Consider the following 25,735-nt stretch of genomic DNA (forward strand, 5'->3'; position numbering starts at 1 on the left):
ATGACGTCCGGCCCTGACCTGCGGTCCGAGCCGGACTGGTGTCATGCGAATCAGTCCAGGATCTTGGCAACCACGCCGGCGCCGACGGTACGGCCGCCTTCGCGGATAGCAAAACGCAGGCCTTCTTCCATGGCGATCGGGGCGATCAGCTTGACGGTGATCGACACGTTGTCGCCAGGCATGACCATTTCCTTGTCTGCCGGCAGCTCGATGGAACCGGTCACGTCAGTCGTACGGAAGTAGAACTGAGGACGGTAGTTGTTGAAGAAAGGCGTGTGACGGCCACCTTCGTCCTTGGACAGGACGTAGATTTCGCCGGTGAAGTGCGTGTGCGGCTTGATGGAGCCGGGCTTGCACAGCACTTGGCCGCGTTCCACGTCTTCACGCTTGGTGCCGCGCAGCAGGATACCGACGTTGTCGCCAGCTTGACCTTGGTCCAGCAGCTTGCGGAACATTTCCACGCCCGTGCAGGTGGTCTTCTGGGTGGCCTTGATACCGACGATTTCGATTTCTTCGCCGACCTTGATGATGCCGCGCTCGATACGGCCGGTCACCACGGTGCCGCGGCCCGAGATCGAGAACACGTCTTCCACAGGCATCAGGAACGTGCCGTCGATGGCGCGCTCAGGCGTGGGGATGTAGGTGTCCAGGGCTTCGGCCAGCTTCATGATGGCTTGCTCGCCCAGCTCGCCGGTGTCGCCGTCGAGGGCCAGACGGGCAGAACCCTTGATGATCGGGGTGTCGTCGCCAGGGAAGTCGTACTTGGACAGCAGCTCGCGCACTTCCATTTCGACCAGTTCCAGCAGTTCGGCGTCGTCCACCAGGTCAGCCTTGTTCAGGAAGACGATGATGTAAGGCACGCCCACCTGACGGGACAGCAGGATGTGTTCACGGGTCTGGGGCATCGGGCCGTCAGCGGCCGAGCACACCAGGATCGCGCCGTCCATCTGGGCGGCACCGGTGATCATGTTCTTGACGTAGTCGGCGTGGCCGGGGCAGTCAACGTGAGCGTAGTGGCGGTTGGCCGTTTCGTACTCAACGTGAGCGGTGTTGATGGTGATGCCGCGGGCCTTTTCTTCAGGCGCTGCGTCGATCATGTCGTAGCCCTTGGCTTCGCCGCCGAACTTCTTGGACAGAACGGTGGTGATTGCAGCCGTCAGCGTGGTCTTGCCATGGTCAACGTGACCGATGGTGCCGACGTTGACGTGCGGCTTGGTCCGTTCGAATTTACCTTTTGCCATTTGTTTCTCCAACAAAGAACAGTTGCCCGTGTCTGTTTAAGGTCTCCGGCACTGGCTGCCACGGGCAGCATGCCAACCACATCTGTGGCGCCGAAGACCGGCTTTGATTTTTGCGAGCCGCGGATGTTACCACCCGCAGCTCATTTGGCACAGCACCCCACGCGATCCAGCGGACACCGCAGATCCGGCTTCGCCGGTCTGCTGGTGTCGCCCCCTTGAGGGGGCGCGCGAAGCGCGTAGGGGTTGGGCCCTCTTACTTGCCGCGAGCCGTGATGATGGCTTCCGACACGTTACGCGGAGCTTCGGCGTACTGCTTGAACTCCATCGTGTAGGTGGCGCGGCCTTGGGTGGCGGAACGCAGGCTGGTCGAGTAGCCAAACATTTCCGACAGCGGCACTTCGGCCTTGATGACCTTGCCACCGCCGACCATGTCGTCCATGCCCTGGACCATGCCACGACGCGAGGACAGGTCGCCCATCACGGTACCAGCGTAGTCTTCCGGCGTTTCGACTTCCACGGCCATCATCGGCTCGAGGATCACGGGGTCTGCCTTGCGGCAGGCGTCCTTGAAACCCATCGAAGCGGCCATCTTGAAGGCGTTTTCGTTCGAGTCCACATCGTGGTACGAACCGAAGGTCAGGCGCACGCGCACGTCCACCACAGGGTAGCCGGCCAACACGCCGTTCGGCAGCGTGTCGATGATGCCCTTTTCCACCGCAGGGATGTACTCGCGAGGCACCACACCGCCCTTGATTTCGTCGACGAACTCGAAGCCCTTGCCGCCCGGTTCCATCGGCTCAACCGTCAGAACGACGTGACCGTACTGGCCCTTACCACCGGACTGACGCACGAACTTGCCGTCGATGTCGGTGACTTTCTTGCGGATCGTTTCGCGGTAGGCCACTTGCGGCTTGCCGACGTTGGCTTCCACACCGAATTCACGCTTCATGCGGTCAACGATGATTTCGAGGTGCAGCTCGCCCATGCCGGCGATGATGGTCTGACCCGATTCTTCGTCGGTGCGCACGCGGAAAGAAGGATCTTCAGCGGCCAGGCGGTTCAGGGCGATGCCCATCTTTTCCTGGTCAGCCTTGGTCTTGGGCTCCACGGCCTGTGCGATCACGGGCTCAGGGAATTCCATCTTTTCCAGGGTGATGATGGCGTCCGGATCACACAGCGTTTCGCCGGTGGTGACGTCCTTCAAACCCACGCAAGCGGCGATGTCGCCAGCCAGAATTTCCTTGATTTCCTCACGCTCGTTGGCGTGCATCTGCAGGATACGGCCGATGCGTTCCTTCTTGCCCTTGATGGCGTTGTACACGGTGTCGCCCGAGTTCAGGACACCCGAGTACACACGCACGAAGGTCAGCTGACCGACGTACGGGTCGGTCATCAGCTTGAAGGCCAGGGCAGAGAACTTTTCGCTGTCATCGGCCTTGCGGCTGACTTCATTGCCATCTTCGTCCGTGCCGGCCACGGGGGGGATGTCCACGGGCGAAGGCAGGTAGTCGATGATGGCGTCGAGCATGCGCTGCACGCCCTTGTTCTTGAAGGCGGTGCCGCATAGCATCGGCTGAATTTCAGCGGCGATGGTGCGCTGACGCAGACCCGCGCGGATTTCTGCCTCGGAGAGTTCACCCTCTTCGAGGTACTTGTTCATCAGCTCTTCGCTGGACTCGGCAGCAGCCTCGACCATGTTCTCGCGCCACTTCTTGGCATCTTCGAGGAGCTCAGCGGGGATTTCACCGAAGGTGAACTTCATGCCCTGCGAAGCTTCGTCCCAGATGATGGCCTTCATCTTCAGCAGATCGACCACGCCCTGGAAGCTGTCTTCGGCGCCGATGGGGATGACCACGGGCACAGGATTGGCCTTCAGGCGCAGCTTCATCTGATCGTAGACCTTGAAGAAGTTGGCACCGGTACGGTCCATCTTGTTCACGAAGGCCAGGCGGGGCACCTTGTGCTTGTTGGCCTGACGCCAGACGGTTTCAGACTGAGGTTGCACGCCACCCACAGCGCAGTAGACCATGCAGGCGCCGTCGAGCACGCGCATCGAGCGTTCAACTTCAATGGTGAAGTCCACGTGGCCCGGGGTGTCGATGATGTTGAAGCGGTGCTCGGGGTAGGACATGTCCATGCCCTTCCAGAAGCAAGTCACCGCCGACGAGGTAATGGTGATGCCGCGCTCTTGCTCTTGCTCCATCCAGTCGGTGGTGGCGGCACCCTCGTGCACCTCACCCAACTTGTGGCTCACGCCGGTGTAGAACAGGATGCGTTCGGTCGTGGTGGTCTTGCCGGCGTCGATGTGAGCCGAAATACCGATGTTGCGGTAACGGCCAATCGGGGTTTTGCGTGCCATGTGGTCACTCCAGATTTGACAAGGCGCCGGATGTGTCGTGCACGATCCGAGCGCCCTTTTTGCAGTTGTGCTGCGGGGTGTGGATTAGAAGCGGAAGTGCGAGAAGGCCTTGTTGGCTTCAGCCATGCGGTGCACTTCGTCACGCTTCTTCATCGCGCCGCCACGGCCTTCAGAGGCCTCGAGCAGTTCATTGGCCAGACGTTGGGCCATCGACTTCTCGGAACGCTTGCGCGACGATTCCTTCAACCAGCGCATGGCCAGTGCGATACGACGGGAGGGGCGAACTTCAACGGGAACCTGGTAGTTCGCACCACCCACGCGGCGAGACTTCACTTCGACCACGGGCTTGATGTTGTTCAGCGCGATGTTGAAGATTTCCAGCGGATCCTTGCCGGCCTTCTTTTCGACTTGTTCGAGGGCACCGTAGATGATGCGCTCGGCCACAGCCTTCTTGCCGGATTCCATGATCACGTTCATGAACTTGGAGAGGTCCACCGATCCGAACTTGGGATCAGGGAGGATTTCACGCTTGGGTACTTCGCGACGACGAGGCATTTCTATTCCTTTCAATGCTTCAGTTGATGCTGGCTTTCGCCCACATCCTGGAGTCTCTTAACTGAAGACTCCACTTACTCGGCAGGCTCCGGACCATCCGGGCTCTACCGCCACCTCGGCCTTCTCTGCGCCAGACTGCACCCACTGGGTGACACGCCGATGAAGAGGACCGACTATTGCTTGCCAGAAGGCGATCAGGCCTTCTTCGGGCGCTTGGCGCCGTACTTCGAGCGGGACTGCTTACGGTCCTTGACGCCTTGCAGGTCAAGGGAGCCGCGCACGATGTGGTAACGCACACCGGGCAAGTCCTTCACACGACCGCCGCGAACCAGCACGACGCTGTGTTCTTGCAGGTTGTGGCCTTCACCGCCGATGTAGGAGATGACCTCGAAACCGTTGGTCAGGCGCACCTTGGCGACCTTACGCAGAGCGGAGTTAGGCTTCTTGGGCGTGGTGGTGTACACGCGGGTGCACACGCCACGGCGCTGCGGGCAGTTTTCCATCGCAGGCGACTTGGACTTCGTGACCTCGACCTGACGGCCATGGCGCACGAGCTGATTGATCGTTGGCATTTCTTTGGTTCCCGTTGAAAAGTCACTTGAAAATCAAACACTTCCCGGAGTTTGAACGAACCACGGAGAGCACCTGAACCAAGCACAAAACGGCCTCGCCCCGCAAAAATTGCGCAAGCGAAAGCCGAAAAGCCTTCCATTGTAGGGTAGAGCCGCCCGGAAATGCAAGGATTTCACCCCGAGCGCGTCGTGCACCCGCCCCCGGGAAGCCCGCTTAGGGTGAGCCCGGCCCTTAGACAGGGTGATGCGTTGAACGCGATCTGTCTCTAGAGTCCGTTGAACATGCCCCAGAAACCTCTGCGGCTTACTTTCAAGGAGAGTCCATGTTCAAACTGAAGACCCTCGCCGCGGTGGCATTGGCGGCGACGCTTCCTGCATTGGCGCAGGCGGCTGATTTCAATCTCGCCGGCAGCAGCGGCACAACGGCCACGGCCACGTTCTCGAGCGGGGGCATCGGCCTGAATGTCACGGCCGGCAAGGGCACGTCCCAAGTGGACGTCACCTACAGCAGTGGTGGCCTGGGCGTCAGCACCGGCTTGTTTGATGCTCCCGGCATTGGTGACAATGAGTATTTGACGCTCACGTTCTCCCAAGCGGTCAACCTCACCGCCTTGCGTCTGGCCGAGTGGGACATCCCTGACAACGCCACCCTGTCGTGGGCTGGTGGCAGCCGCAATCTGGTGGGCGACGGCATCGTCAGCACCGACACCGAATCCCTGAGCGGCGTCGTGGGTCAAGTGTTCCGACTGGAAGCAACCAGCGGCCTGACCACCTTCCGCCTGAACGGCCTGACCGCCGTGGCCGCCGTGCCGGAACCCAGCACCTACGCCCTGATGGGCCTGGGTCTGGTGGGCATTGCTGCCATGCGTCGCCGCCGCGCTCGCTGAGACTGAACGGCGCCACCGCCGCGGCGGTGCATGGAACCCGCTCTTGGCCTTGGGCCTCGAGCGGGTTTTTTCATGCTCGCGACGCCACCAGGGTGTCGTCCAAGGGCGCGAGCAAGGCGTCGAGGTCGGCCGGGGTGAACTTGAGAGCCTCGGCCACATCCTGACCGAGCACGCCTTCGGCGAGCGCCGCCTTGCGCGCCTGCAAAGCCAGGATGCGCTCTTCGATGCTGCCGGCCACAACCAGCTTGTAGACCATCACCTGACGGGTCTGGCCCAGGCGGTGCGCCCGGTCGGTGGCCTGCTGCTCGACCGCCGGGTTCCACCAGGGGTCCACGTGGATCACGGTGTCCGCGGCGGTCAGGTTCAGGCCCACGCCACCGGCTTTGAGGCTGATGAGCAGGACCGGGGCGCCCTCGCCCGACTGAAACTGCCCCACGATGTCGCCGCGCGCGTCCACCGGTGTGTCCCCGGTGAGCATCAGATACGCGAGGTTCAAGCGACTCAACTCCTGGGCCAGGAGGTACAGCAGGGTGGTGAACTGCGAGAAGACCAGGATGCGACGGCCCTCGGCCACCAGGGCCGGCAGGGTGTCGCACAACCAGGCCATCTTGGCGCGCTCGGTGCCACGGGGCAAGGCGTGGCCGGCCAGCAAGTGGGGGTCGCAGCACACCTGACGCAGCTTGAGCAGGGCGTCGAGGATGGTGATCTGGCTGCCAGCAAAACCCTGGCGCTGGAGGGCGCGACGCACCTGCTCGTCGGCAGCCACGCGGACGCTTTCGTACAGGGCTTTCTGGCGACCTTCCAGGGTGAGGCGCTGGACGGTGTCGATGCGGGGTGGCAGTTCGATGGCCACATCGGCCTTGCGACGACGCAGGATGAAGGGCCGCACACGCTGCGCCAGCAACTGGGCGCGCACGGTTTCACCTTGCTGCTCGATGGGGTCGCGCCAGCGTCGCTGGAAGCTGCGCTGATCGCCGAGGTAGCCCGGCATCAGGAAATCGAACTGGGCCCAGAGTTCGCCCAGGTGGTTCTCCAGCGGGGTGCCCGTCAGGCACAGTCGGTGACGCGCCTGCAGGCGGCGCACGGCCGCGGCGGTGCGGCTGGTGGCGTTCTTGACGGTCTGCGCTTCGTCTAGGATCAGCAGGTGGAAGGTGTGCGCCGACAGGGCCTCGATGTCGCGCCACACCAGGGGATAGGTCACCAGCACGAGGTCGTGGTCCGCCAGGGCGCTGTGGCGCTCGGCCCGCGCAGGACCGTGCAGGGTCAGCACGCGCAAGCCTGGGGCCATGCGTCGGGCCTCGGCCTGCCAGTTGAACAACAGCGAGGTGGGGACGACCACCAGCGCCGGCCGGTCCAGCCGGCCTTGCTCTTTCTCGAGCAGCACGTGGGCGAGGGCCTGCGCCGTCTTGCCCAGGCCCATGTCGTCGGCGAGGATGCCGGCCAGGTGTTGGGCCCGCAGGTACTGCAGCCAGGCCAGACCGTGGCGCTGATAGGGTCGCAGGGTGATCGCCAGGCCCTGCGGGCTCGCCACCGCCTGCGGGCTGCCCGCCTGACGCAGGCGCTGGGCCAGGGTCCACAGGCCGGCCTCCCCCTGCAAGGCCCACTGCCCCTGGGCACCGGCGCGCTCCGCCTGAGTGGCCGCCAGGCGTTCACGCAGACAGTCCAGTCGCACCAGGTCCCAGCCGCTGATCTGCAGCGGCCCTGCTGGGCGGCGGGGGTCGGTGAGCAGGTCCACCAGGGTGCCCACGATGGCCTTGAGCGGCGCCGCGGCTGCATCCAGGCGGCGCCCGCCCGGCGCGCGCAGGCGGATCAGGGCGGTGTCGGGGATGGCCGCGATCTCGTGGGCATCGAGCCAGCGCTTGTCGCGGCGCAACAGGTCGGCGATCAGCGGGGCGAGGTCCAGGGTCTGGCCATCGATCTCGACACCCAGGCTCAGGAGCCAGGAGCCCTCGCGGCGCGGCGCACCGAGCGGCTGGAGATCGGGCGCGGCGGCTTGCCAGTCGCCGACGGGCTCCTGACCCAGCGGGCTGCCATCCTCGGCGCGAACGACCAGGCGCCAGGCGCTCACCGGCACGCTCTGGTGGGCAAAGCCCGGGCGCACCACGATGCGCCAGCCACGGGCCTGAAGTTGAGGCACGGCGTCAGCCCAGAAATCGCCGAAATCGTCTTCTTGGGGCAAGGACCAGAGGGCCTCGCCTTCACGCACGTGTTGACGCGCCAGCGCGGGCGCCCGCCATTGCAGGGCCTCGTCGGGCAGGGGGCGCAAGCCCGCGTCCAACAGGGCGTCGAAGGCGTCCGACTCCGAGACCGTGTCGCGCAGCAGGACGTGGATCTGCCCCTGGGCATCTTCGACCTCGACGGGGCCGAGTTGACGCGCGCTGAGCACCGAGGTAGGCGCGGGACAGGCCCAGAACAGCCCCCGGTCGTTCGCATAGGTCCAGTCCACTCGGGCGACCGTGAGCTGCCCGCTCCGAGGGCCAAAGCGGCCACTGGCGACCATGCCGAGCAAACCATCGCCTCGGTTGAGGGTCTGCAGGGTCAGGCAAGGCCGGAAACGGGGCAAGGCAAGGTCAGACAAGGCGGTCGGGGCGCAAAGGACGGAGGGGACAGGGAGATTGTCGCTGCCCCTCACGCTGCGGGCGTGGCTTGAGGTACAACCGACGCATGTCCGATGAGTACCAAATTGAAATTCCGCCCTCGTTCACGGCCCTGCATCTCGATGCACGCAAGCGTCTGACGGTGCCGCTGGCCACCCTGAGGGCGCGCTACGAACTGTGCGAAGACCTCGCCCAGCACCTCACCGAACATTGCCGGGGGATCCACGTCGAGATCGGCGTGGACGAGCAGGAGGTGCTGCAGCGCTGTGAGCGGGGCCTGTGCGCGCCCGATAGCGTCATCTCGGCGTCCGAAGCACAGTGGGTGGTGACCCGATTGGCCGAGTTGCTGGGCTGGCCTCACCCCGGGCTGCTGCCCCCTGAGCCCAGCGCCGACTGACGCCACGCCCGCCCTTCCGATGGAACGATTCACCATGACCCCTGTTTTCGCATCGCTCCAGCCCGCTGCGGTCTGGCGTCACTTTGACACCCTGTGTCGCATTCCCCGCCCGTCCAAGCAGGAAGCGGCCTTGCGCTCGCACCTGGCGCAATGGGCCCAGGCTCAGGGGCTGAGCCACGAGGTGGATGCCGTCGGCAACCTGCTGGTGCGCAAACCCGCCAGCCCCGGGTGCGCGCATCGCCCCGGCGTGGTCCTGCAAGGTCACCTGGACATGGTCTGCCAGGCCAACAGCGGTGTGACGCACGACTTCTCGCGCGATCCGATCACCCCGGTCCTGCAGGACGGCTGGCTGCGGGCCGAAGGCACCACCCTGGGCGCCGACAACGGCATCGGGGTGGCCCTGGCCCTGGCGGCGCTGGAAGACCGGACCCTGGTGCACGGGCCGCTGGAGGTGCTGTTCACCGTGGACGAGGAGGCTGGCATGGGCGGCGCACAGGGGCTGGCGTCGGACGTGCTGCAAGGCAGCCTGATGCTCAACCTCGACACCGAAGAGTGGGGCGAGTTCTATCTGGGCTGCGCGGGCGGCCTGGACGTCAACGTTGACCGCCCCGCCTGCGCCGAAGAGATGCCTGCAGGCCATGGCCACCGGCGCATCGCCTTGCAGGGCCTGCGCGGAGGGCACTCGGGCATCCACATCCACGAAGAACGAGGCAATGCGATCAAGCTGCTGGTGCGCGTCCTGCACGCCCTGGCGCCGGCCTGCGGCTTGCGTCTGGTGAGCCTACAAGGCGGCACGGCCCGCAATGCCCTGCCCCGTGAGGCCTTCGCCATCGTGGCCCTGCCGCCCGATCAGCTGCCTGCTCTGGATGCCCAACTGGCCGCCTGGCAGACGATGTTGCGCCAGGAATGGGGGGAGGTCGAGCCGGGCCTGTCCCTCCAGTCGCAGGAGATCGGTACCGCCGAGGCGCTGCCGGCCGGCGTACTGCCACTGCACGAACAGGCGATCTGGTTGAACAGTTTGTTGGCGGCCCCTCATGGCGTCAAGCGCCAGAGCCTGAGTGTCGCGGGCGTGGTGGAGACCTCCAACAACCTGGGAATGGTGAACCTGTCACCGCAGGGCGGTCACTGCAACTTCATGGTGCGCTCCCTGCGCGACAGCCAGGCACTCGCTTTGGCGCAAGAGATCGTCAGCCTGTGGCAGCTATCGGGCACCACCGCCGTGTGCGCCGGCGCCTATCCGGGCTGGACACCGCGCCCCGACTCGGCGCTGCTGCGCACCTGCCAGCAGGTTTTCGCACGCGAGTTTGAGCAGGCCTCGCACGTGCAGGTCATCCATGCGGGTCTGGAGTGTGGGCTGATCTCAGCCAAGTACCCGGACATGGACATTGTCTCGTTCGGCCCGACCATCCGGGGCGCCCACGCCCCCGGCGAGTCCGTGGACGTGGCCTCGGTGGCGCGTTGCTGGCAGCTGCTGGTGGCGATCCTGCAGGAACTCGGTGCCCCGGCCGCCGCCTGAGACAAACCCGCCCATGAAAAAAGCGCCAGGCCCGTGAGGGCGCTGGCGCTTTGCGCTTTCAGGCGGGTGCGTGCAGCTTATTCGGCTGCGGCATCACCCTCGGCAGCGGTGGCATCGGCTTCGTCATCCAGGGCAGCCAGTTCGAGCGCGGCGCGCTCCTGGGCTTCCTGCATGGCGATGGCGCGACGTTCGCTGTCGTCCATCTCTTCCTTGGCCTTGCGAGCCTGGTGGTAAGCCATGCCGGTACCAGCGGGGATCAGGCGACCCACGATGACGTTTTCCTTCAGGCCACGCAGCTCGTCGCGCTTGCCCATGATGGCAGCCTCGGTCAGCACGCGGGTCGTTTCCTGGAAGGAAGCGGCCGAGATGAAGGAGTCGGTCGACAGCGAGGCCTTGGTGATGCCCAGCAGCACATCGCTGTGCGTCGCGATCATCTTGCCCTCGGCGCGCATCTTGTCGTTCGTGTCCAGCAGCTCCGAACGCTCGACCTGCTCGCCCACGATGTAGTGGGTGTCGCCCGGGTTGACGATCTGCACGCGGCGCAGCATCTGGCGAACGATCACCTGGATGTGCTTGTCGTTGATCTTCACACCCTGCAGACGGTAGACGTCCTGCACTTCGTCGACGATGTAGCGAGCCAGCTCTTCGATGCCCAGCAGACGCAGGATGTCCTGCGGATCGGCCGGACCGTCGACGATGGATTCGCCCTTGTTCACGACTTGGCCTTCGTGCACCAGGATGTTCTTTTCCTTCGGCACCAGATCTTCCCAAACCTGACCTTCAGGGCTGGTGATCTGCAGGCGAACCTTGCCCTTGGTTTCCTTACCGAAGGACACGGTACCCGTGATCTCGGCCAGCGAGCCCTTGTCCTTGGGCGAGCGGGCTTCGAACAACTCGGCCACACGCGGCAGACCGCCGGTGATGTCGCGGGTCTTCTGACCTTCGATAGGGATACGGGCCAGCACTTCACCGGGGTGCAGCTCTTGACCGTCACGCACCTGGATCAGCGCGCCGACCTGGAAGCCGATGGTCACCGGGTGATCGGTGCCCGGGATCTTGACTTCCTGGCCATTACCGTCGAGCAGCTTGACCTGCGGACGCACGATCTTGGCCGCGCCACGGCGCTTCGGATCGATCACGACCAGGGTCGACAGACCGGTCACTTCGTCCACCTGCTTGGCCACGGTCACGCCTTCTTCGACGTTCTCGAAGCGGGCGGTACCACCGAACTCGGTGATGATCGGACGGGTCAGCGGGTCCCAGTTCGCCAGATTCGTGCCAGCCTTGATCGTCTGGTCGGCCTTGATCGTCAGGATCGCACCGTAGGGCACCTTGTGACGCTCACGCTCACGGCCGTGTGGGTCGGTGATGACGATTTCGCCGGAACGGGAAATCACCACCAGCTCGCCCTTGCCGTTGGTCACGTAACGCATCGTGGCATTGAAGCCGATGATGCCGTCGGACTTGGCTTCCACGCTCGAGGCGATGGCGGCACGCGAAGCGGCACCACCAATGTGGAAGGTACGCATCGTCAGCTGGGTACCGGGCTCACCGATGGACTGCGCAGCGATCACGCCCACGGCTTCGCCAGCGTTCACCAGACCGCCACGGCCCAGGTCGCGGCCATAGCACTTGGCGCACAGACCGTAACGGGTCGCGCAGGTCAGCGGGGTGCGGACCTTGACTTCGTCGACGCCGGCGGCTTCCAGGATGTCCAGCACGTCCTCGTCCAGCATGGTGCCGGCGGGGATCAGGACTTCCTGGGTTTCGGGGTTCAGCACGTCCACGGCCGGCACGCGACCCAGGATGCGGTCACGCAGCGATTCGATGACTTCACCGCCTTCGACCAGCGCGCGGGTGGCGATGCCTTGGTCGGTGCCGCAATCGTCTTCGGTCACGACCAGGTCTTGCGTCACGTCCACCAGACGACGGGTCAGGTAGCCCGAGTTCGCGGTCTTCAACGCCGTGTCGGCCAGACCCTTACGGGCACCGTGGGTGGAGATGAAGTACTGCAACACGTTCAGACCTTCACGGAAGTTCGCCGTGATGGGGGTCTCGATGATGGAGCCGTCAGGCTTGGCCATCAGGCCGCGCATACCGGCCAGCTGGCGGATCTGGGCAGCCGAACCACGGGCGCCGGAGTCGGCCATCATGTAAATCGAGTTGAACGATTCCTGATCGACTTCGTTGCCGTGGCGGTCGATGGTCTTTTGCTTGGACAGCTGCGACATCATGACCTTGCCGACTTCGTCGCCGGTCTTGCCCCAGATGTCCACCACCTTGTTGTAGCGCTCACCCGCGGTCACCAGACCGGAGACGTACTGTTGTTCGATTTCCTTGACTTCCTTCTCGGCGTGCTCGATCAGCTCGTACTTCTGCTTGGGCACCAGCATGTCGTCGATGGCGATCGAGATGCCGGCGCGCGTGGCCAGACGGAAGCCGTTTTGCAGCAGCTTGTCAGCCAGCACCACGGTTTCCTTCAGACCGCACTTGCGGAACGAGGTGTTGATCAGACGCGAGATTTCCTTCTTCTTGAGCGCCTTGTTGATGTTCGCAAAAGGCAGGCCCTTGGGCAGGATCTCGGACAGCAAGGCGCGACCGACGGTGGTCTCGACCAGCTTGGTTTCGGGGATGAACTCGCCCGTGGCCTTGTCCTTGGTGTACTCGGTCAGACGGATGTTGATCTTGGCGGTGATCTCGACCACACCGTTGTCCAGCGCACGCTGGAGTTCGGGGATGTCGGCAAACACCATGCCTTCGCCCTTGCCGTTCGTGCGCTCGCGGGTGGCGTAGTACAGACCCAGCACCACGTCTTGCGACGGCACGATGGAGGGTTCGCCGTTGGCGGGGAACAGCACGTTGTTGGAGGCCAGCATCAGCGTGCGGGCTTCCATCTGGGCTTCGATCGACAGCGGCACGTGAACGGCCATCTGGTCACCGTCGAAGTCGGCGTTGAAGGCCGCGCAAACCAGCGGGTGCAGCTGGATGGCCTTGCCTTCGATCAGCACAGGCTCGAACGCCTGGATGCCCAAACGGTGCAGCGTCGGCGCACGGTTCAGCATCACGGGGTGTTCCTTGATGACCTCTTCCAGGATGTCCCACACCACCGGCGTGCCGGATTCGACTTCCTTCTTGGCGGCCTTGATGGTCGTGGCAATGCCCATCGCTTCCAGACGCGCGAAGATGAAGGGCTTGAACAGCTCCAGGGCCATCAGCTTGGGCAGACCGCACTGGTGCAGCTTCAGGGTCGGGCCCACGGTGATCACGGAACGACCGGAGTAGTCGACGCGCTTACCCAGCAGGTTCTGACGGAAGCGACCGCTCTTGCCCTTGATCATGTCGGCCAGCGACTTCAGGGCACGCTTGTTCGCACCGGTCATGGCCTTGCCGCGACGGCCGTTGTCCAGCAGCGAGTCCACCGATTCCTGCAGCATGCGCTTTTCGTTGCGCACGATGATCTCGGGGGCCTTCAGCTCCAGCAGACGGGCCAGACGGTTGTTGCGGTTGATGACGCGACGATACAGATCGTTCAGGTCAGAGGTCGCGAAACGACCGCCGTCCAGCGGTACCAGCGGACGCAGGTCCGGCGGCAGCACGGGCAGCACTTCCAGCACCATCCAGTTGGGCTTGATGCCCGACTTCTTGAAGGCCTCCATGACCTTCAGGCGCTTGCTGTTCTTCTTGACCTTCAGCTCGGAGCCGGTCATGTCGTTGCGCAGCTTGTCGATCTCGACGTCGAGGTCCATCTCGGCCAGCAACTTCTGGATGCCTTCGGCGCCCATCAGGGCTTCGAACTCATCACCGTACTCGGCACGCTTCGCGTCGTAGTCGTCTTCCGACATGATGCTGAACTTTTTCAGCGGGGTCATGCCGGGGTCCACGACCACGTAGGCTTCGAAGTACAGCACGCGTTCGATGTCGCGCAGCGTCATGTCGAGCACCAGGCCCAGACGCGACGGCAGCGACTTCAGGAACCAGATGTGAGCGCAAGGCGCAGCCAGTTCGATGTGGCCCATGCGGTCACGACGGACCTTGGTCTGGGTCACTTCGACGCCGCACTTCTCGCAGATCACACCGCGGTGCTTGAGGCGCTTGTACTTGCCGCACAGGCACTCGTAGTCCTTGATCGGGCCAAAGATCTTGGCGCAGAACAGGCCGTCACGCTCGGGCTTGAACGTACGGTAGTTGATGGTTTCAGGCTTCTTCACTTCGCCGAAAGACCACGAACGGATCTTCTCGGGCGAGGCCAGGCCGATCTTGATGGCATCGAAATGCTCATCCGGCGTGAATTGCTTGAACAGGTCCAGCAAACCTTTCATGGGGCGCTCCTATTCCTAAAATCAGTTACGTTCAAGTTCGATGTCGATGCCCAAGGAACGGATTTCCTTGACCAACACATTGAACGACTCAGGCATACCGGCTTCGATCGAGTGCTCGCCCTTGACGATGCTCTCGTAAACCTTGGTACGGCCATTGACGTCGTCGGACTTGACCGTGAGCATTTCCTGCAGCACGTAGGACGCGCCGTACGCTTCCAGGGCCCACACTTCCATTTCACCGAAGCGCTGACCACCGAACTGCGCCTTACCACCCAGCGGCTGCTGCGTGACCAGGGAGTAGGGACCGGTGGAGCGGGCGTGCATCTTGTCGTCGACCAAGTGGTGCAGCTTCAGGAAGTGCATGTAACCCACCGTGACCGGACGCTCGAAGGCGTCGCCGGTGCGGCCGTCGTACAAGGTGGCTTGCGTGCGCGTCGGCGTCAGGCCCTTGGCCTTGGCGATGTCGGCGGGGTAAGCCAGCTGCAGCATGGCGCGGATTTCCGAGTCCTTGGCACCGTCGAACACCGGGGTCGCGAAGGTGACACCCTTGGACAGGTTGCCGGCCATCTCGATGACCTGGTCGTCGCTCAGGCTGTCCACGTCGACCGGCTTGCCGCCCGACTGGTTGTAGAGCTCGTCCATGAACTTGCGCAGCTCGGCCACGGCGGCTTCGCGCTGCAGCATGTCGCCGATGCGCTGACCGATGCCCTTGGCGGCCCAGCCCAGGTGGACTTCCAGAATCTGACCCACGTTCATCCGCGAGGGCACGCCCAACGGGTTCAGCACGATGTCAGCGGGGGTGCCATCGGCGAGGTGAGGCATGTCTTCGATCGGAACGATCTTGGAGACCACACCCTTGTTACCGTGACGGCCGGCCATCTTGTCGCCAGGCTGCAGGCGGCGCTTGACGGCCAGGTGGACCTTGACCATCTTGAGCACGCCAGCGGGCAGCTCGTCGCCTTGGGTCAGCTTCTTGCGCTTTTCTTCGAAAGCCAAGTCGAAGCTGTGGCGGGTCTGCTCCAGCGAGTTCTTGATGCTTTCCAGCTGGTTGGCCAGCTCGCCGTCTTCCGGACGGATGTCGAACCAGTGGAACTTCTCGACGGATGCCAGGTAGGCTTCGTCGATCGCCGAGCCCTTGGCCAGCTTGTTCGGACCGCCATTGGCCACCTTGCCGATCAGGAGCTTCTTGATCCGGTCGAAGGCGTCGGCTTCCACGATGCGCAGCTGGTCGTTCAGGTCCAGGCGGAAGCGCTTGAGTTCATCGTCGATGATCTGCTGGGCGCGCTTGTCACGCTGGATGCCTTCACGGGTGAAGACCTGCACGTCGATGACGGTGCCCATGGTGCCCTGGTCCACGCGCAGCGAGGTGTCCTTCACGTCGGACGCCTTCTCGCCGAAGATGGCGCGCAGCAGCTTCTCTTCCGGGGTCAGGGTGGTTTCGCCCTTCGGCGTCACCTTGCCGACCAGCACATCGCCGGGGCCGACTTCGGCACCAACGTACACGATGCCGGACTCGTCCAGACGGGCCAGTTGGTTCTCCGAGAGGTTCGGGATGTCCCGGGTGATTTCTTCGGAGCCCAGCTTGGTGTCACGGGCCATCACGACCAGTTCCTCGATGTGGATCGAGGTGTAGCGATCTTCGGCGACCACGCGCTCGGAGATCATGATCGAGTCTTCGAAGTTGTAGCCGTTCCAGGGCATGAAGGCGATCAGCATGTTCTGACCCAGAGCGAGTTCGCCCAGGTCGGTCGATGCGCCGTCGGCCACCACGTCACCCTTGGCCACCACGTCACCGCGCTTGACGATGGGGCGCTGGTGAATGTTGGTGTTCTGGTTGGAACGCTGGTACTTGATCAGGTTGTAGATGTCCACACCCACTTCGCCGGCGACGGTCTCGGCGTCGGCCACGCGGATCACCACACGGTTGGTATCGACATAGTCCACGATGCCGCCACGCTTGGCCACCACGACGGTGCCCGAGTCGACCGCGGCAACGCGCTCGATGCCGGTACCGACCATGGCCTTTTCGGGGCGCAGCACAGGCACGGCCTGACGCTGCATGTTGGCGCCCATCAACGCGCGGTTCGCGTCGTCGTGCTCCAGGAAGGGCACGAGCGAGGCCGCGACCGACACGATCTGCGTCGGGGCCACGTCCATGTACTGGATGCGCTCGGGGCTGGTCAGCACGGATTCACCGTTTTCACGGGCCGAGACCAGCTCGTCGATCAGACGGCCTTCGGCGTCGAGCGAGGCGTTGGCCTGCGCGATCACGTACTTGCCTTCTTCGATGGCCGACAGGTAGTCGATCTGCATCGTGGTCTTGCCGTCCACCACGCGACGGTACGGGGTTTCGAGGAAACCGTACTCGTTGAGGCGGGCGTACAGAGCCAGCGAGTTGATCAGACCGATGTTCGGACCTTCAGGCGTTTCGATCGGGCACACGCGACCGTAGTGGGTCGGGTGCACGTCGCGCACTTCGAAGCCGGCACGTTCGCGGGTCAGACCACCCGGGCCCAGGGCGGAGACACGACGCTTGTGCGTGATTTCCGACAGGGGGTTGGTCTGGTCCATGAACTGCGACAGCTGCGACGCACCGAAGAACTCCTTCAACGCCGCCGAGATGGGCTTGGAGTTGATCAGGTCGTGCGGCATCAGGGCTTCGGTCTCGGCCTGGCCCAGACGCTCCTTGACGGCCTTCTCGATGCGCGCCAGACCCGAACGGTACTGGTTCTCGGCCAACTCGCCCACGCAACGCACGCGACGGTTGCCCAGGTGGTCGATGTCGTCGACTTCACCGCGGCCATTGCGCAGCTCGACCAGGATCTTGACGACGGCCAGGATGTCCTCGTTGGACAGGACCATGGCGCCGGTGCTCTCGTCGCGGCCCACGCGGGCGTTGAACTTCATGCGGCCCACGCGCGACAGGTCGTACGTGTCTTCCGAGTAGAACAGGCGCTGGAACAGGGCCTGCACGGCGTCTTCGGTCGGCGGCTCGCCAGGGCGCATCATGCGGTAGATGGCCACGCGGGCGGCCAGCTCATCGGCGGTTTCGTCGGTGGCCAGCGTTTGCGAGATGTAGGCGCCTTGGTCCAGCTCGTTCGTGAACAGGACGTCGATGTCGAGGATGCCGGCCGAGCGCAGCTTCTTGAGCAGGGCTTCGGTCAGCTCTTCGTTGGCCTTGGCGATCAGCTCGCCCGTGTCGGGGTCGATCTGGTTCTTGGCCAGCACGCGGCCCAGCAGGAAGTCCTCGGGCACGCTCAGGTGCGTGGTACCGGACTGTTCCAGTTGGCGGGTGTGACGCGCGGTGATGCGCTTGTCCTTCTCGACAATGACCGTGCCGGACTTGTCGATGATGTCGAAGCGGGCGACCTCACCCTTGAAGCGCTCGGGCACGAAGGCCAGCAGCGCGCCGGCGTCCATCAGCTTGATGCGATCGAACTGGAAGAAGGTTTCCAGGATCTGCTCGTTGTTCATGCCGATGGCCTTCAGCAGGGTCGTCACCGGCATCTTGCGGCGACGGTCCACGCGGAAGTACAGCAGGTCCTTCGGATCGAATTCGAAGTCCAGCCACGAGCCACGGTAGGGGATGATGCGGGCGCTGAACAGCAGCTTGCCCGACGAGTGGGTCTTGCCCTTGTCGTGCTCGAAGAACACGCCCGGCGAGCGGTGCAGCTGCGAGACGATGACGCGCTCGGTCCCGTTGATGATGAAAGAGCCGTAGTCGGTCATCAGGGGCACTTCACCCATGTAGACCTCTTGCTCCTTCACTTCCTTGACCACCTTGGACTGCGAGGTCGATGTCTCGCGGTCATAGATGATCATCTGCAGGCGCGCACGCACGGCCGACGCAAAGGTCAAGCCCCGCAGCTGGCACTCGCGCTCATCGAACGCCGGCTTGGCGATGTTGAATTCGATGAACTTCATCTCGACGAAGCCATTGTGCGAAACAATGGGGAACGCCGAGAGGAAAGCGGCTTGCAGGCCTTCGGGTTTGCGTTGTTGGGGCGGCACATCCTTTTGCAGGAATGCGACGTACGAATCCTTCTGCATCGTCAGCAGATAAGGCACGTTCAGTACGCTGCCGCGCTTGCCAAAGCTCTTGCGAATCCGCTTGCGCTCGGTGTAGCTGTAGGGGGTTGCTTGCGCCATAAACTCTCCGTTTCGGGCACCAAAAGGGGTGTCCCGCTTCGAATTCCAGCTGTCTCCCGGCCAAGGAAACAGCCCGTTGTTCGGCGACTGGCCATTCGGGCCGCTTTTGTGGAAAGTCGGCACCGAGGCTTGGTGGTTGGCCACTACCAACCGCTGGCTGACAACCCCGGCGCCATGATGGATGGCACCCGGGCTCGACCAAACCGGTTCTCCGCAGTCGGTTCAGAGAACACTCGAGAAACCCGTCAGTGTAACACTGCGGGGTTTCTCGGCTGTTCTCGAGGATTTGACTCCTCAGACACCAAAAGGCTGCCCTCCTGACGGAGAGCAGCCTCTGATCCACAGACCCGCGCAAGGCGGGCCAGGGGATTACTTCATTTCGGCGGTAGCGCCAGCTTCAACCAGCTTCTTGACAGCGGCTTCAGCGTCAGCCTTGGCAACGCCTTCCTTGACGTTCTTGGGAGCGCCGTCGACCAGGTCCTTGGCTTCCTTCAGACCCAGACCGGTGATTTCACGCACGGCCTTGATGACGCCGACCTTGTTGGCGCCAGCGCCGGTCAGGACAACGTTGAACTCGGTCTTCTCTTCAGCGGCAGCAGCGCCACCAGCAGCACCGCCAGCAGCGGGAGCAGCCATGGCGGCAGCGGACACGCCGAACTTCTCTTCGATGGCCTTGACCAGCTCGTTGAGTTCCATCACGGACATGCTGTCCAGGGCGGTCAGGAATGCGTCTTTATCGAATGCCATTTTGGGTTCCTAAAATCGGTTAGATGTTAAATACGGTACGAAGCGGTCGCTCAGGCAGCCGGAGCTGCTTCTTCGGCGGCGGGGGCGGCTGCGCCACCACCCTTTTGCTCGCCCACAGCAGCCAGAACGCGGGCCAGGCCCGAGATCGGCGACTGCAGCAGACCACAGATCTGAGCCAGCAGGACTTCCTTGCTGGGGATCGAGGCCAGTGCCTTGACGCCATTGGCGTCCAGAGCCTTGCCGGCGTATGCGCCAGCCTTGATGACCAGCTTGTCATTGCCCTTGGCAAAGTCAGCGATCACCTTGGCAGCTGCCACGGCATCTTCAGAGAAGCCGTAGATCAGCGGGCCGGTCATGGACTCGGCAGCGACTTCAAACGGGGTGCCAGCAACAGCGCGACGGGCCAGGGTGTTCTTCAGAACATGAAGATACACGCCTTGGGCACGGGCGTTCTTGCGCAGCTGATCCAGTTGAGCCACCGTGAGACCGCGGTACTCAGCCAGTGCAAGCGTCTGCGACTTGCCCGCTTGGGCAGCCACTTCCGCAATGACGGCTTCTTTCTCGTTGCGATTGAGACTCAAGGTCTACTCCTTCAAACATGCCTTTTGGCACCATCCCACAGGGGATGAACCTCCGGGCACACCCAGTTTCAGCGACCTTCTGCCTCGGAACCCACGCCACCCAGGGGCAGCGAGGAAACTTCAACAGCGGGGACGCCATCTGCGTAGGCTGTGCATTAAGCCGCGACACACCGGATACAGCGTGCGCCACAGCGCCTACGGTCTTTGATAGCCCGATGCACCGTGGCATGCCACGATGCATCGACCCACCAATGTGGTTCAGGCACTCACGCCAGACTCGCGTGGGCCCGGTCATGCCGCGAAGGCATGACGTTGTCTGATGACAATCAGCCGGTGATGCTGTTCACATCGACGCGCACGCCCACACCCATGGTGGACGAGACGGCGACCTTGCGCAGGTACACACCCTTGCTGGAAGCAGGCTTCAGCTTGGTCAGGGCGTCGAGCAGCGCAGCCAGGTTGCCCTTGAGCTTGTCGTCGTCGAACGAGCGACGGCCGATGGTGCCGTGGATGATGCCGGCCTTGTCAACGCGGAACTGGACCTGGCCAGCCTTGGCGTTCTTGACAGCGGTGGCGACGTCGGGGGTGACGGTGCCGACCTTGGGGTTGGGCATCAGGCCGCGGGGACCCAGCACGGTACCCAGGGTACCGACGATGCGCATCGTGTCCGGCGAGGCGATGACCACGTCGAAGTTGATGTTGCCAGCCTTGATCTGCTCGGCCAGGTCTTCCATGCCGACGATGTCAGCGCCGGCAGCCTTGGCTTCTTCAGCCTTGGCACCTTGGGCGAACACGGCCACGCGCTTGGTCTTGCCGGTGCCGTTGGGCATCACGACAGCGCCACGCACCACCTGGTCGGACTTCTTGGCGTCCACGCCCAGTTGCACGGCCACGTCGATGGATTCATCGAACTTGGCGACAGCAGCTTGCTTGATCAGGGTCAGGGCTTCTTCGATGGCGTACAGCTTGGTGGTTTCCACCTTGCCAGCGAAAGCTTGTTGGCGTTTGGTCAGCTTGGCCATGATCACACACCCTCCACGATGATGCCCATCGAACGAGCCGAACCGGCGATCGTGCGGACGGCAGCGTCCAGATCGGCAGCGGTCAGGTCCTTCTGCTTGGTCTTGGCGATTTCTTCCAGCTGCTCACGGGTCAGCTTGCCCACCTTGTCAGACTGAGGACGGGGCGAGCCCTTCTCGATCTTGGCGGCCTTCTTCAGCAGGACGGTCGCGGGCGGCGTCTTGATGATGAAGGTGAAGGACTTGTCAGCGAACGCCGTGATGACCACGGGCAGCTTCAGACCGGGCTCGACACCTTGGGTCTGGGCGTTGAACGCCTTGCAGAACTCCATGATGTTCAGGCCGCGCTGACCCAGCGCGGGACCGACCGGAGGCGAAGGGTTCGCCTTGCCAGCCGGGATTTGCAGCTTGATGAAGCCGATAATCTTCTTGGCCATAACTTTCTCCTAGAACCGTCCGACGGCCACGTCGATCCGGTTGAGTCAAACGCCAGGCTTGTTCGGCACGAACTTCCTGGCTCCTCTTGACGCGGTCTCGTTCGCGCCTGGTACGGGACATGTTCAAGCGGCGCAAGACTCGCATCTTGGCGCCGCTCATGCTCAGGTCCGAGCAGAATCTAGCATTATGGATCGAACCAACCCCATCAGGCAAGTGCCCGACCAGCGGCCCGGCCCAGGGTCAGATCTTCTCGACCTGACCGAAGTCCAACTCCACCGGGGTGGCGCGACCGAAAATAGTGACGGACACGCGCAGCTTGGACTTGTCGTAATTGACTTCTTCGATGGAGCCGTTGAAGTCGGTGAAGGGGCCTTCCTTGACGCGGACCACCTCGCCCACTTCCCACTCGACCTTGGGACGCGGCTTCTCGATGCCTTCCTTCATCTGGTTGACGATCTTCATGACTTCGTCTTCCGAGATGGGGGAGGGACGGTTCTTGGCGCCGCCCACGAAACCGGTGACCTTGGACGTGTTCTTGACCAAGTGCCAGGTGTCGTCGCTCATGACCATTTCGACCAGCACGTAGCCAGGGAAGAAACGGCGCTCGGTCACGGACTTCTTGCCGTTCTTGACCTCGACCACTTCTTCGGTGGGCACGAGGATGCGACCAAACTGGTCCTGCATGCCGGCGCGATCGATGCGTTCGCGCAGGTTGCGTTCTACAGCCTTCTCCATGCCGGAGTAGGCGTGCACCACATACCAGCGCAGCGGGGCGGTGGTGGCGGAGGCGGTCTGGACGTCGCTCATGGGTTCAGCCTTGTGTTGTGTATGCCAGGAATCACTGCTTCCAGCCCAGGATCAGGCTGTAGAGCACCCACTCCAGGGTCTTGTCGGTCAGCCACAGGAACAGCGCCATGACCACCACAAAGGCAAAGACGTACAAGGTCATCTGCGTGGCTTCGGGGCGGGTCGGCCACACCACCTTGCGCAATTCCTTGAGTGCATCTTGCCCGTAGGCGAAGAGTTCCTTGCCTTGCGCCGAGGAGAAGAACACCCCCACGCCGGCCGCGATCAGGACCAGCAGCGCCACCACGCGCAACCACAGGCTCTGCTGACCCAGCAGATAGAAGGTGGCCACACCACCCACGACCAGAAGACCGGCCGCAGCCAGTTTGGCCTTGTCGGCGCCCGTCGTGACGGTTTCGATTTGCGTGCTGGACATGAACGTGATGATTGAGGCGGCAAAGCCCGCGGACCTTTTCAGGTCTGCGGGCTGCTGTGGAACAGCGTCAGTCTCGAGACTCGGGGTGGTTGGCAGGGGCAGTAGGAATCGAACCTACAACCTTCGGTTTTGGAGACCGACGCTCTGCCAATTGAGCTATACCCCTATTGGCCAAATCCGAGTCAGAGAACGATTAGTCGAGGATCTTGGCAACCACGCCGGCGCCGACGGTACGGCCGCCTTCGCGGATAGCAAAACGCAGGCCTTCTTCCATGGCGATCGGGGCGATCAGCTTGACGGTGATCGACACGTTGTCGCCAGGCATGACCATTTCCTTGTCTGCCGGCAGCTCGATGGAACCGGTCACGTCAGTCGTACGGAAGTAGAACTGAGGACGGTAGTTGTTGAAGAAAGGCGTGTGACGGCCACCTTCGTCCTTGGACAGGACGTAGATTTCGCCGGTGAAGTGCGTGTGCGGCTTGATGGAGCCGGGCTTGCACAGCACTTGGCCGCGTTCCACGTCTTCACGCTTGGTGCCGCGCAGCAGGATACCGACGTTGTCGCCAGCTTGACCTTGGTCCAGCAGCTTGCGGAACATTTCCACGCCCGTGCAGGTGGTCTTCTGGGTGGCCTTGATACCGACGATTTCGATTTCTTCGCCGACCTTGATGATGCCGCGCTCGATACGGCCGGTCACCACGGTGCCGCGGCCCGAGATCGAGAACACGTCTTCCACAGGCATCAGGAACGTGCCGTCGATGGCGCGCTCAGGCGTGGGGATGTAGGTGTCCAGGGCTTCGGCCAGCTTCATGATGGCTTGCTCGCCCAGCTCGCCGGTGTCGCCGTCGAGGGCCAGACGGGCAGAACCCTTGATGATCGGGGTGTCGTCGCCAGGGAAGTCGTACTTGGACAGCAGCTCGCGCACTTCCATTTCGACCAGTTCCAGCAGTTCGGCGTCGTCCACCAGGTCAGCCTTGTTCAGGAAGACGATGATGTAAGGCACGCCCACCTGACGGGACAGCAGGATGTGTTCACGGGTCTGGGGCATCGGGCCGTCAGCGGCCGAGCACACCAGGATCGCGCCGTCCATCTGGGCGGCACCGGTGATCATGTTCTTGACGTAGTCGGCGTGGCCGGGGCAGTCAACGTGAGCGTAGTGGCGGTTGGCCGTTTCGTACTCAACGTGAGCGGTGTTGATGGTGATGCCGCGGGCCTTTTCTTCAGGCGCTGCGTCGATCATGTCGTAGCCCTTGGCTTCGCCGCCGAACTTCTTGGACAGAACGGTGGTGATTGCAGCCGTCAGCGTGGTCTTGCCATGGTCAACGTGACCGATGGTGCCGACGTTGACGTGCGGCTTGGTCCGCTCAAACTTACCTTTTGCCATGATTCTCGCCCCTAGCGATTCTGAAGTGAGTCGAAGAAAGAAGATGGGAGGTGTGGTGCCCATGGGCAGGATCGAACTGCCGACCTCTCCCTTACCAAGGGAGTGCTCTACCACTGAGCCACATGGGCATCGACACAGGTCTGGACTTGGGATGAAACCCAAACCTGTGCCGACTTGACACTGCGACCTCCGCATCGACGAAGACCGCGACTTTACCACGCCTAAATTGACAGAACCGTGACCGTGGAGCGGGAGACGGGAATCGAACCCGCGTCATTAGCTTGGAAGGCTAAGGTTCTACCATTGAACTACTCCCGCTCGGGAGTGATTCTTGAATTAGGTTTCCCTGGTGGAGGAGGCTGGATTCGAACCAGCGTAGGCGTAAGCCAACAGATTTACAGTCTGCCCCCTTTAGCCACTCGGGCACCCCTCCAGGGAAGACCGCAACTATAGCAGAGCTTTTTTGCGACTCGCAAGCCCTGCGGAAATTATTTTGTGGCGCGGCGCCCCGAGCGGCCCAATACCTGTTGGAAAAACCCGACGTATCGCGCGCTCAGCTGGGGCCATTGACGGCTTGCGGCCTGCCGGTGAGCCTGGGCGGCCCAGGCGCTCAGGCGCTCCGGATCGGTGAGCAGGTCCTGCAGCACAGCCATCAGGGCGGCGGCGTCAGTGCCCGTGTAGGTGGCGCCATTGCCCGAGGCGACCTGCTCGGCCAGCCCGCTTTGCTGCGCCACCAGCATGGGACGCCCCACAGCCAGGGCCAGCTCGGAGGCCGCCTGGGGCGAGGTCGGGCCGGGCTCGGTGCCCCCCAGGCCCCAGGGCTGGGGGCGCTCGGGCAGCACCAGGAGGTGATGTGCGGCCATCAGGGCAGGCAGATCCTGCGGGTCGGGGTCGAGCTGCCAGGTGATGCGCTCGCCCAGCGCCTTGAGGCGGAGGTCGGTCTGCAGGCGCGTGAGCGGGTCGTGGCGCGGGGGCTCGAAGCAGGAGGCCGCGGTGGCGCCGGCCAGGGTGAGCTGCCACGAGGGCAGGGGATCACCCTCTGGCGTGGCTTGTGCGGCCAACTGGGTCAGTGCGGCCACGAGGTCTTGCAGCGGGCGCAGGGCCTGTCCGGGACCGCTCAGACACAGGAGCCTGAGCGGTCCCGGGGGCAGGGGCTGGCACCCGGTTTCGGGCAAGCCCTGGGGGAGCACGGTGATGCGCTCGCGTGGCAGGCGCAGGCGACGGGCCAGGCGCGTCGCCTCGGCTTCGCTCGTGCACAGGACGCCAGCCAGGCGGCGGGCGAGACGGCGATCACTGTGGCGGGTGAAGGGCGACGCCAGCCAGGCGCTGGCCTGGCGCGACAGGCGCGGTAGCCAGCGGGTGTGATACAGACCCGCAAACGGAGCGTGAAGGGGCTGGCCGAGCAGAACGGGTGGCGCATGGACCGTGGCGGTGAGCGCCGGGCCCTCGGGCAGGCGGGCCAGGGCCTGCATGACCCAATACACAGTGCGCTGGCCAGGGGCGAGTTCGGCGTGCACGACGTCGACCCCGCGCCAGTCGCGCTCGGCGACCCAGGCGCGGGCGGCCTGGAGGCTCTCCAGCGGGCGCTGCCCGACGAGCGGCGTGAGCACGTCGATGCCGCCGAGGTTGAGGGCACGGCGGAACTGCGCGGCGTGGCGCGCCAGGCGGGAGGGATCAGGCGGCAGGGGGGACAGCAGCGCCAGGCGCATGGGCAACAACCTCAGGGAGAGCGAACAGCATGGGAGGGCGCAT

Annotated in this window: 18 protein-coding genes and 4 tRNA genes; 3 read left to right on the plus strand and 19 right to left on the minus strand. The window is 63.5% G+C overall.

Going from position 1 to position 25,735, the window contains the following annotated elements; translation table 11 throughout:
• Positions 1–50 precede the first annotated feature (50 nt).
• From tuf (RBT42_RS07190) to rpsL, 4 genes are all read right to left on the minus strand, one after another.
• Positions 51–1,241, minus strand: coding sequence for an elongation factor Tu (gene tuf, locus RBT42_RS07190; protein WP_300157813.1), 1,191 nt, complete (start codon positions 1,239–1,241; stop codon positions 51–53).
• Positions 1,242–1,494: 253 nt separating this feature from the next.
• A complete protein-coding gene (gene fusA / locus RBT42_RS07195) occupies positions 1,495–3,600 on the minus strand; it encodes an elongation factor G (RefSeq protein WP_320363583.1) in 2,106 nt (701 codons plus the stop codon).
• A gap of 84 nt (positions 3,601–3,684) precedes the next feature.
• Positions 3,685–4,155 (minus strand): 30S ribosomal protein S7, encoded by a 471-nt coding sequence (rpsG, locus tag RBT42_RS07200; RefSeq protein ID WP_290731299.1) that lies wholly within the window; start codon positions 4,153–4,155, stop codon positions 3,685–3,687.
• A gap of 194 nt (positions 4,156–4,349) precedes the next feature.
• A complete protein-coding gene (gene rpsL / locus RBT42_RS07205) occupies positions 4,350–4,727 on the minus strand; it encodes a 30S ribosomal protein S12 (protein ID WP_125245535.1) in 378 nt (125 codons plus the stop codon).
• A gap of 323 nt (positions 4,728–5,050) precedes the next feature.
• Here rpsL and RBT42_RS07210 point away from each other — a divergent pair, with 323 nt between their 5' ends.
• Positions 5,051–5,614: a PEP-CTERM sorting domain-containing protein gene (locus RBT42_RS07210; protein ID WP_320363588.1), complete on the plus strand. Its 564-nt coding sequence runs from the start codon at positions 5,051–5,053 to the stop codon at positions 5,612–5,614.
• A 70-nt stretch (positions 5,615–5,684) separates the two neighbouring features.
• On the opposite strand, the gene RBT42_RS07215 is transcribed toward RBT42_RS07210, so the two are convergent.
• On the minus strand, positions 5,685–8,192 hold the full coding sequence (locus tag RBT42_RS07215) for a DEAD/DEAH box helicase (protein WP_320363591.1): 2,508 nt from the start codon (positions 8,190–8,192) through the stop codon (positions 5,685–5,687).
• 86 nt (positions 8,193–8,278) lie between these two features.
• Here RBT42_RS07215 and RBT42_RS07220 point away from each other — a divergent pair, with 86 nt between their 5' ends.
• On the plus strand, positions 8,279–8,608 hold the full coding sequence (locus tag RBT42_RS07220; protein WP_320363592.1) for a hypothetical protein: 330 nt from the start codon (positions 8,279–8,281) through the stop codon (positions 8,606–8,608).
• A gap of 34 nt (positions 8,609–8,642) precedes the next feature.
• Positions 8,643–10,124, plus strand: coding sequence for an aminoacyl-histidine dipeptidase (locus tag RBT42_RS07225; RefSeq protein ID WP_320363594.1), 1,482 nt, complete (start codon positions 8,643–8,645; stop codon positions 10,122–10,124).
• Positions 10,125–10,201: 77 nt separating this feature from the next.
• On the opposite strand, the gene rpoC is transcribed toward RBT42_RS07225, so the two are convergent.
• From rpoC to RBT42_RS07295, 14 genes are all read right to left on the minus strand, one after another.
• The gene (gene rpoC / locus RBT42_RS07230) at positions 10,202–14,443 is read right to left on the minus strand and encodes a DNA-directed RNA polymerase subunit beta' (protein WP_320363596.1); all 4,242 of its coding nucleotides are present in this window, start codon (positions 14,441–14,443) and stop codon (positions 10,202–10,204) included.
• A gap of 21 nt (positions 14,444–14,464) precedes the next feature.
• On the minus strand, positions 14,465–18,592 hold the full coding sequence (gene rpoB / locus RBT42_RS07235) for a DNA-directed RNA polymerase subunit beta (protein ID WP_320363598.1): 4,128 nt from the start codon (positions 18,590–18,592) through the stop codon (positions 14,465–14,467).
• Between the two features lie 369 nt (positions 18,593–18,961).
• Entirely contained in the window at positions 18,962–19,339 is a 378-nt protein-coding gene (rplL, locus tag RBT42_RS07240) for a 50S ribosomal protein L7/L12 (protein ID WP_320363599.1), read from the minus strand.
• A 50-nt stretch (positions 19,340–19,389) separates the two neighbouring features.
• The gene (gene rplJ / locus RBT42_RS07245; RefSeq protein WP_320363601.1) at positions 19,390–19,920 is read right to left on the minus strand and encodes a 50S ribosomal protein L10; all 531 of its coding nucleotides are present in this window, start codon (positions 19,918–19,920) and stop codon (positions 19,390–19,392) included.
• Between the two features lie 326 nt (positions 19,921–20,246).
• The gene (gene rplA / locus RBT42_RS07250) at positions 20,247–20,942 is read right to left on the minus strand and encodes a 50S ribosomal protein L1 (protein ID WP_320363603.1); all 696 of its coding nucleotides are present in this window, start codon (positions 20,940–20,942) and stop codon (positions 20,247–20,249) included.
• 2 nt (positions 20,943–20,944) lie between these two features.
• Positions 20,945–21,376 (minus strand): 50S ribosomal protein L11, encoded by a 432-nt coding sequence (gene rplK / locus RBT42_RS07255; RefSeq protein WP_290731334.1) that lies wholly within the window; start codon positions 21,374–21,376, stop codon positions 20,945–20,947.
• A 241-nt stretch (positions 21,377–21,617) separates the two neighbouring features.
• Positions 21,618–22,184, minus strand: a complete 567-nt coding sequence (gene nusG / locus RBT42_RS07260) for a transcription termination/antitermination protein NusG (RefSeq protein WP_320363608.1) — start codon at positions 22,182–22,184, stop codon at positions 21,618–21,620.
• 31 nt (positions 22,185–22,215) lie between these two features.
• The gene (gene secE / locus RBT42_RS07265) at positions 22,216–22,599 is read right to left on the minus strand and encodes a preprotein translocase subunit SecE (RefSeq protein ID WP_320363610.1); all 384 of its coding nucleotides are present in this window, start codon (positions 22,597–22,599) and stop codon (positions 22,216–22,218) included.
• 90 nt (positions 22,600–22,689) lie between these two features.
• Positions 22,690–22,765: transfer RNA gene (locus RBT42_RS07270), tRNA-Trp, on the minus strand.
• 27 nt (positions 22,766–22,792) lie between these two features.
• Positions 22,793–23,983 carry an elongation factor Tu gene (gene tuf, locus RBT42_RS07275; protein ID WP_300157813.1) on the minus strand — a complete coding sequence of 397 codons (1,191 nt, stop codon included), beginning with the start codon at positions 23,981–23,983 and terminating at the stop codon, positions 22,793–22,795.
• A 53-nt stretch (positions 23,984–24,036) separates the two neighbouring features.
• Positions 24,037–24,111, minus strand: a tRNA-Thr gene (locus RBT42_RS07280).
• A 116-nt stretch (positions 24,112–24,227) separates the two neighbouring features.
• A tRNA-Gly gene (locus RBT42_RS07285) sits at positions 24,228–24,301 on the minus strand.
• A 29-nt stretch (positions 24,302–24,330) separates the two neighbouring features.
• A tRNA-Tyr gene (locus tag RBT42_RS07290) sits at positions 24,331–24,416 on the minus strand.
• A 55-nt stretch (positions 24,417–24,471) separates the two neighbouring features.
• On the minus strand, positions 24,472–25,692 hold the full coding sequence (locus tag RBT42_RS07295) for a glycosyltransferase (RefSeq protein WP_320363612.1): 1,221 nt from the start codon (positions 25,690–25,692) through the stop codon (positions 24,472–24,474).
• Positions 25,693–25,735: the final 43 nt, after the last annotated feature.

Origin of the sequence: Aquabacterium sp. (assembly GCF_034003525.1) — a bacterium.
Classification (GTDB): domain Bacteria; phylum Pseudomonadota; class Gammaproteobacteria; order Burkholderiales; family Burkholderiaceae_C; genus Aquabacterium.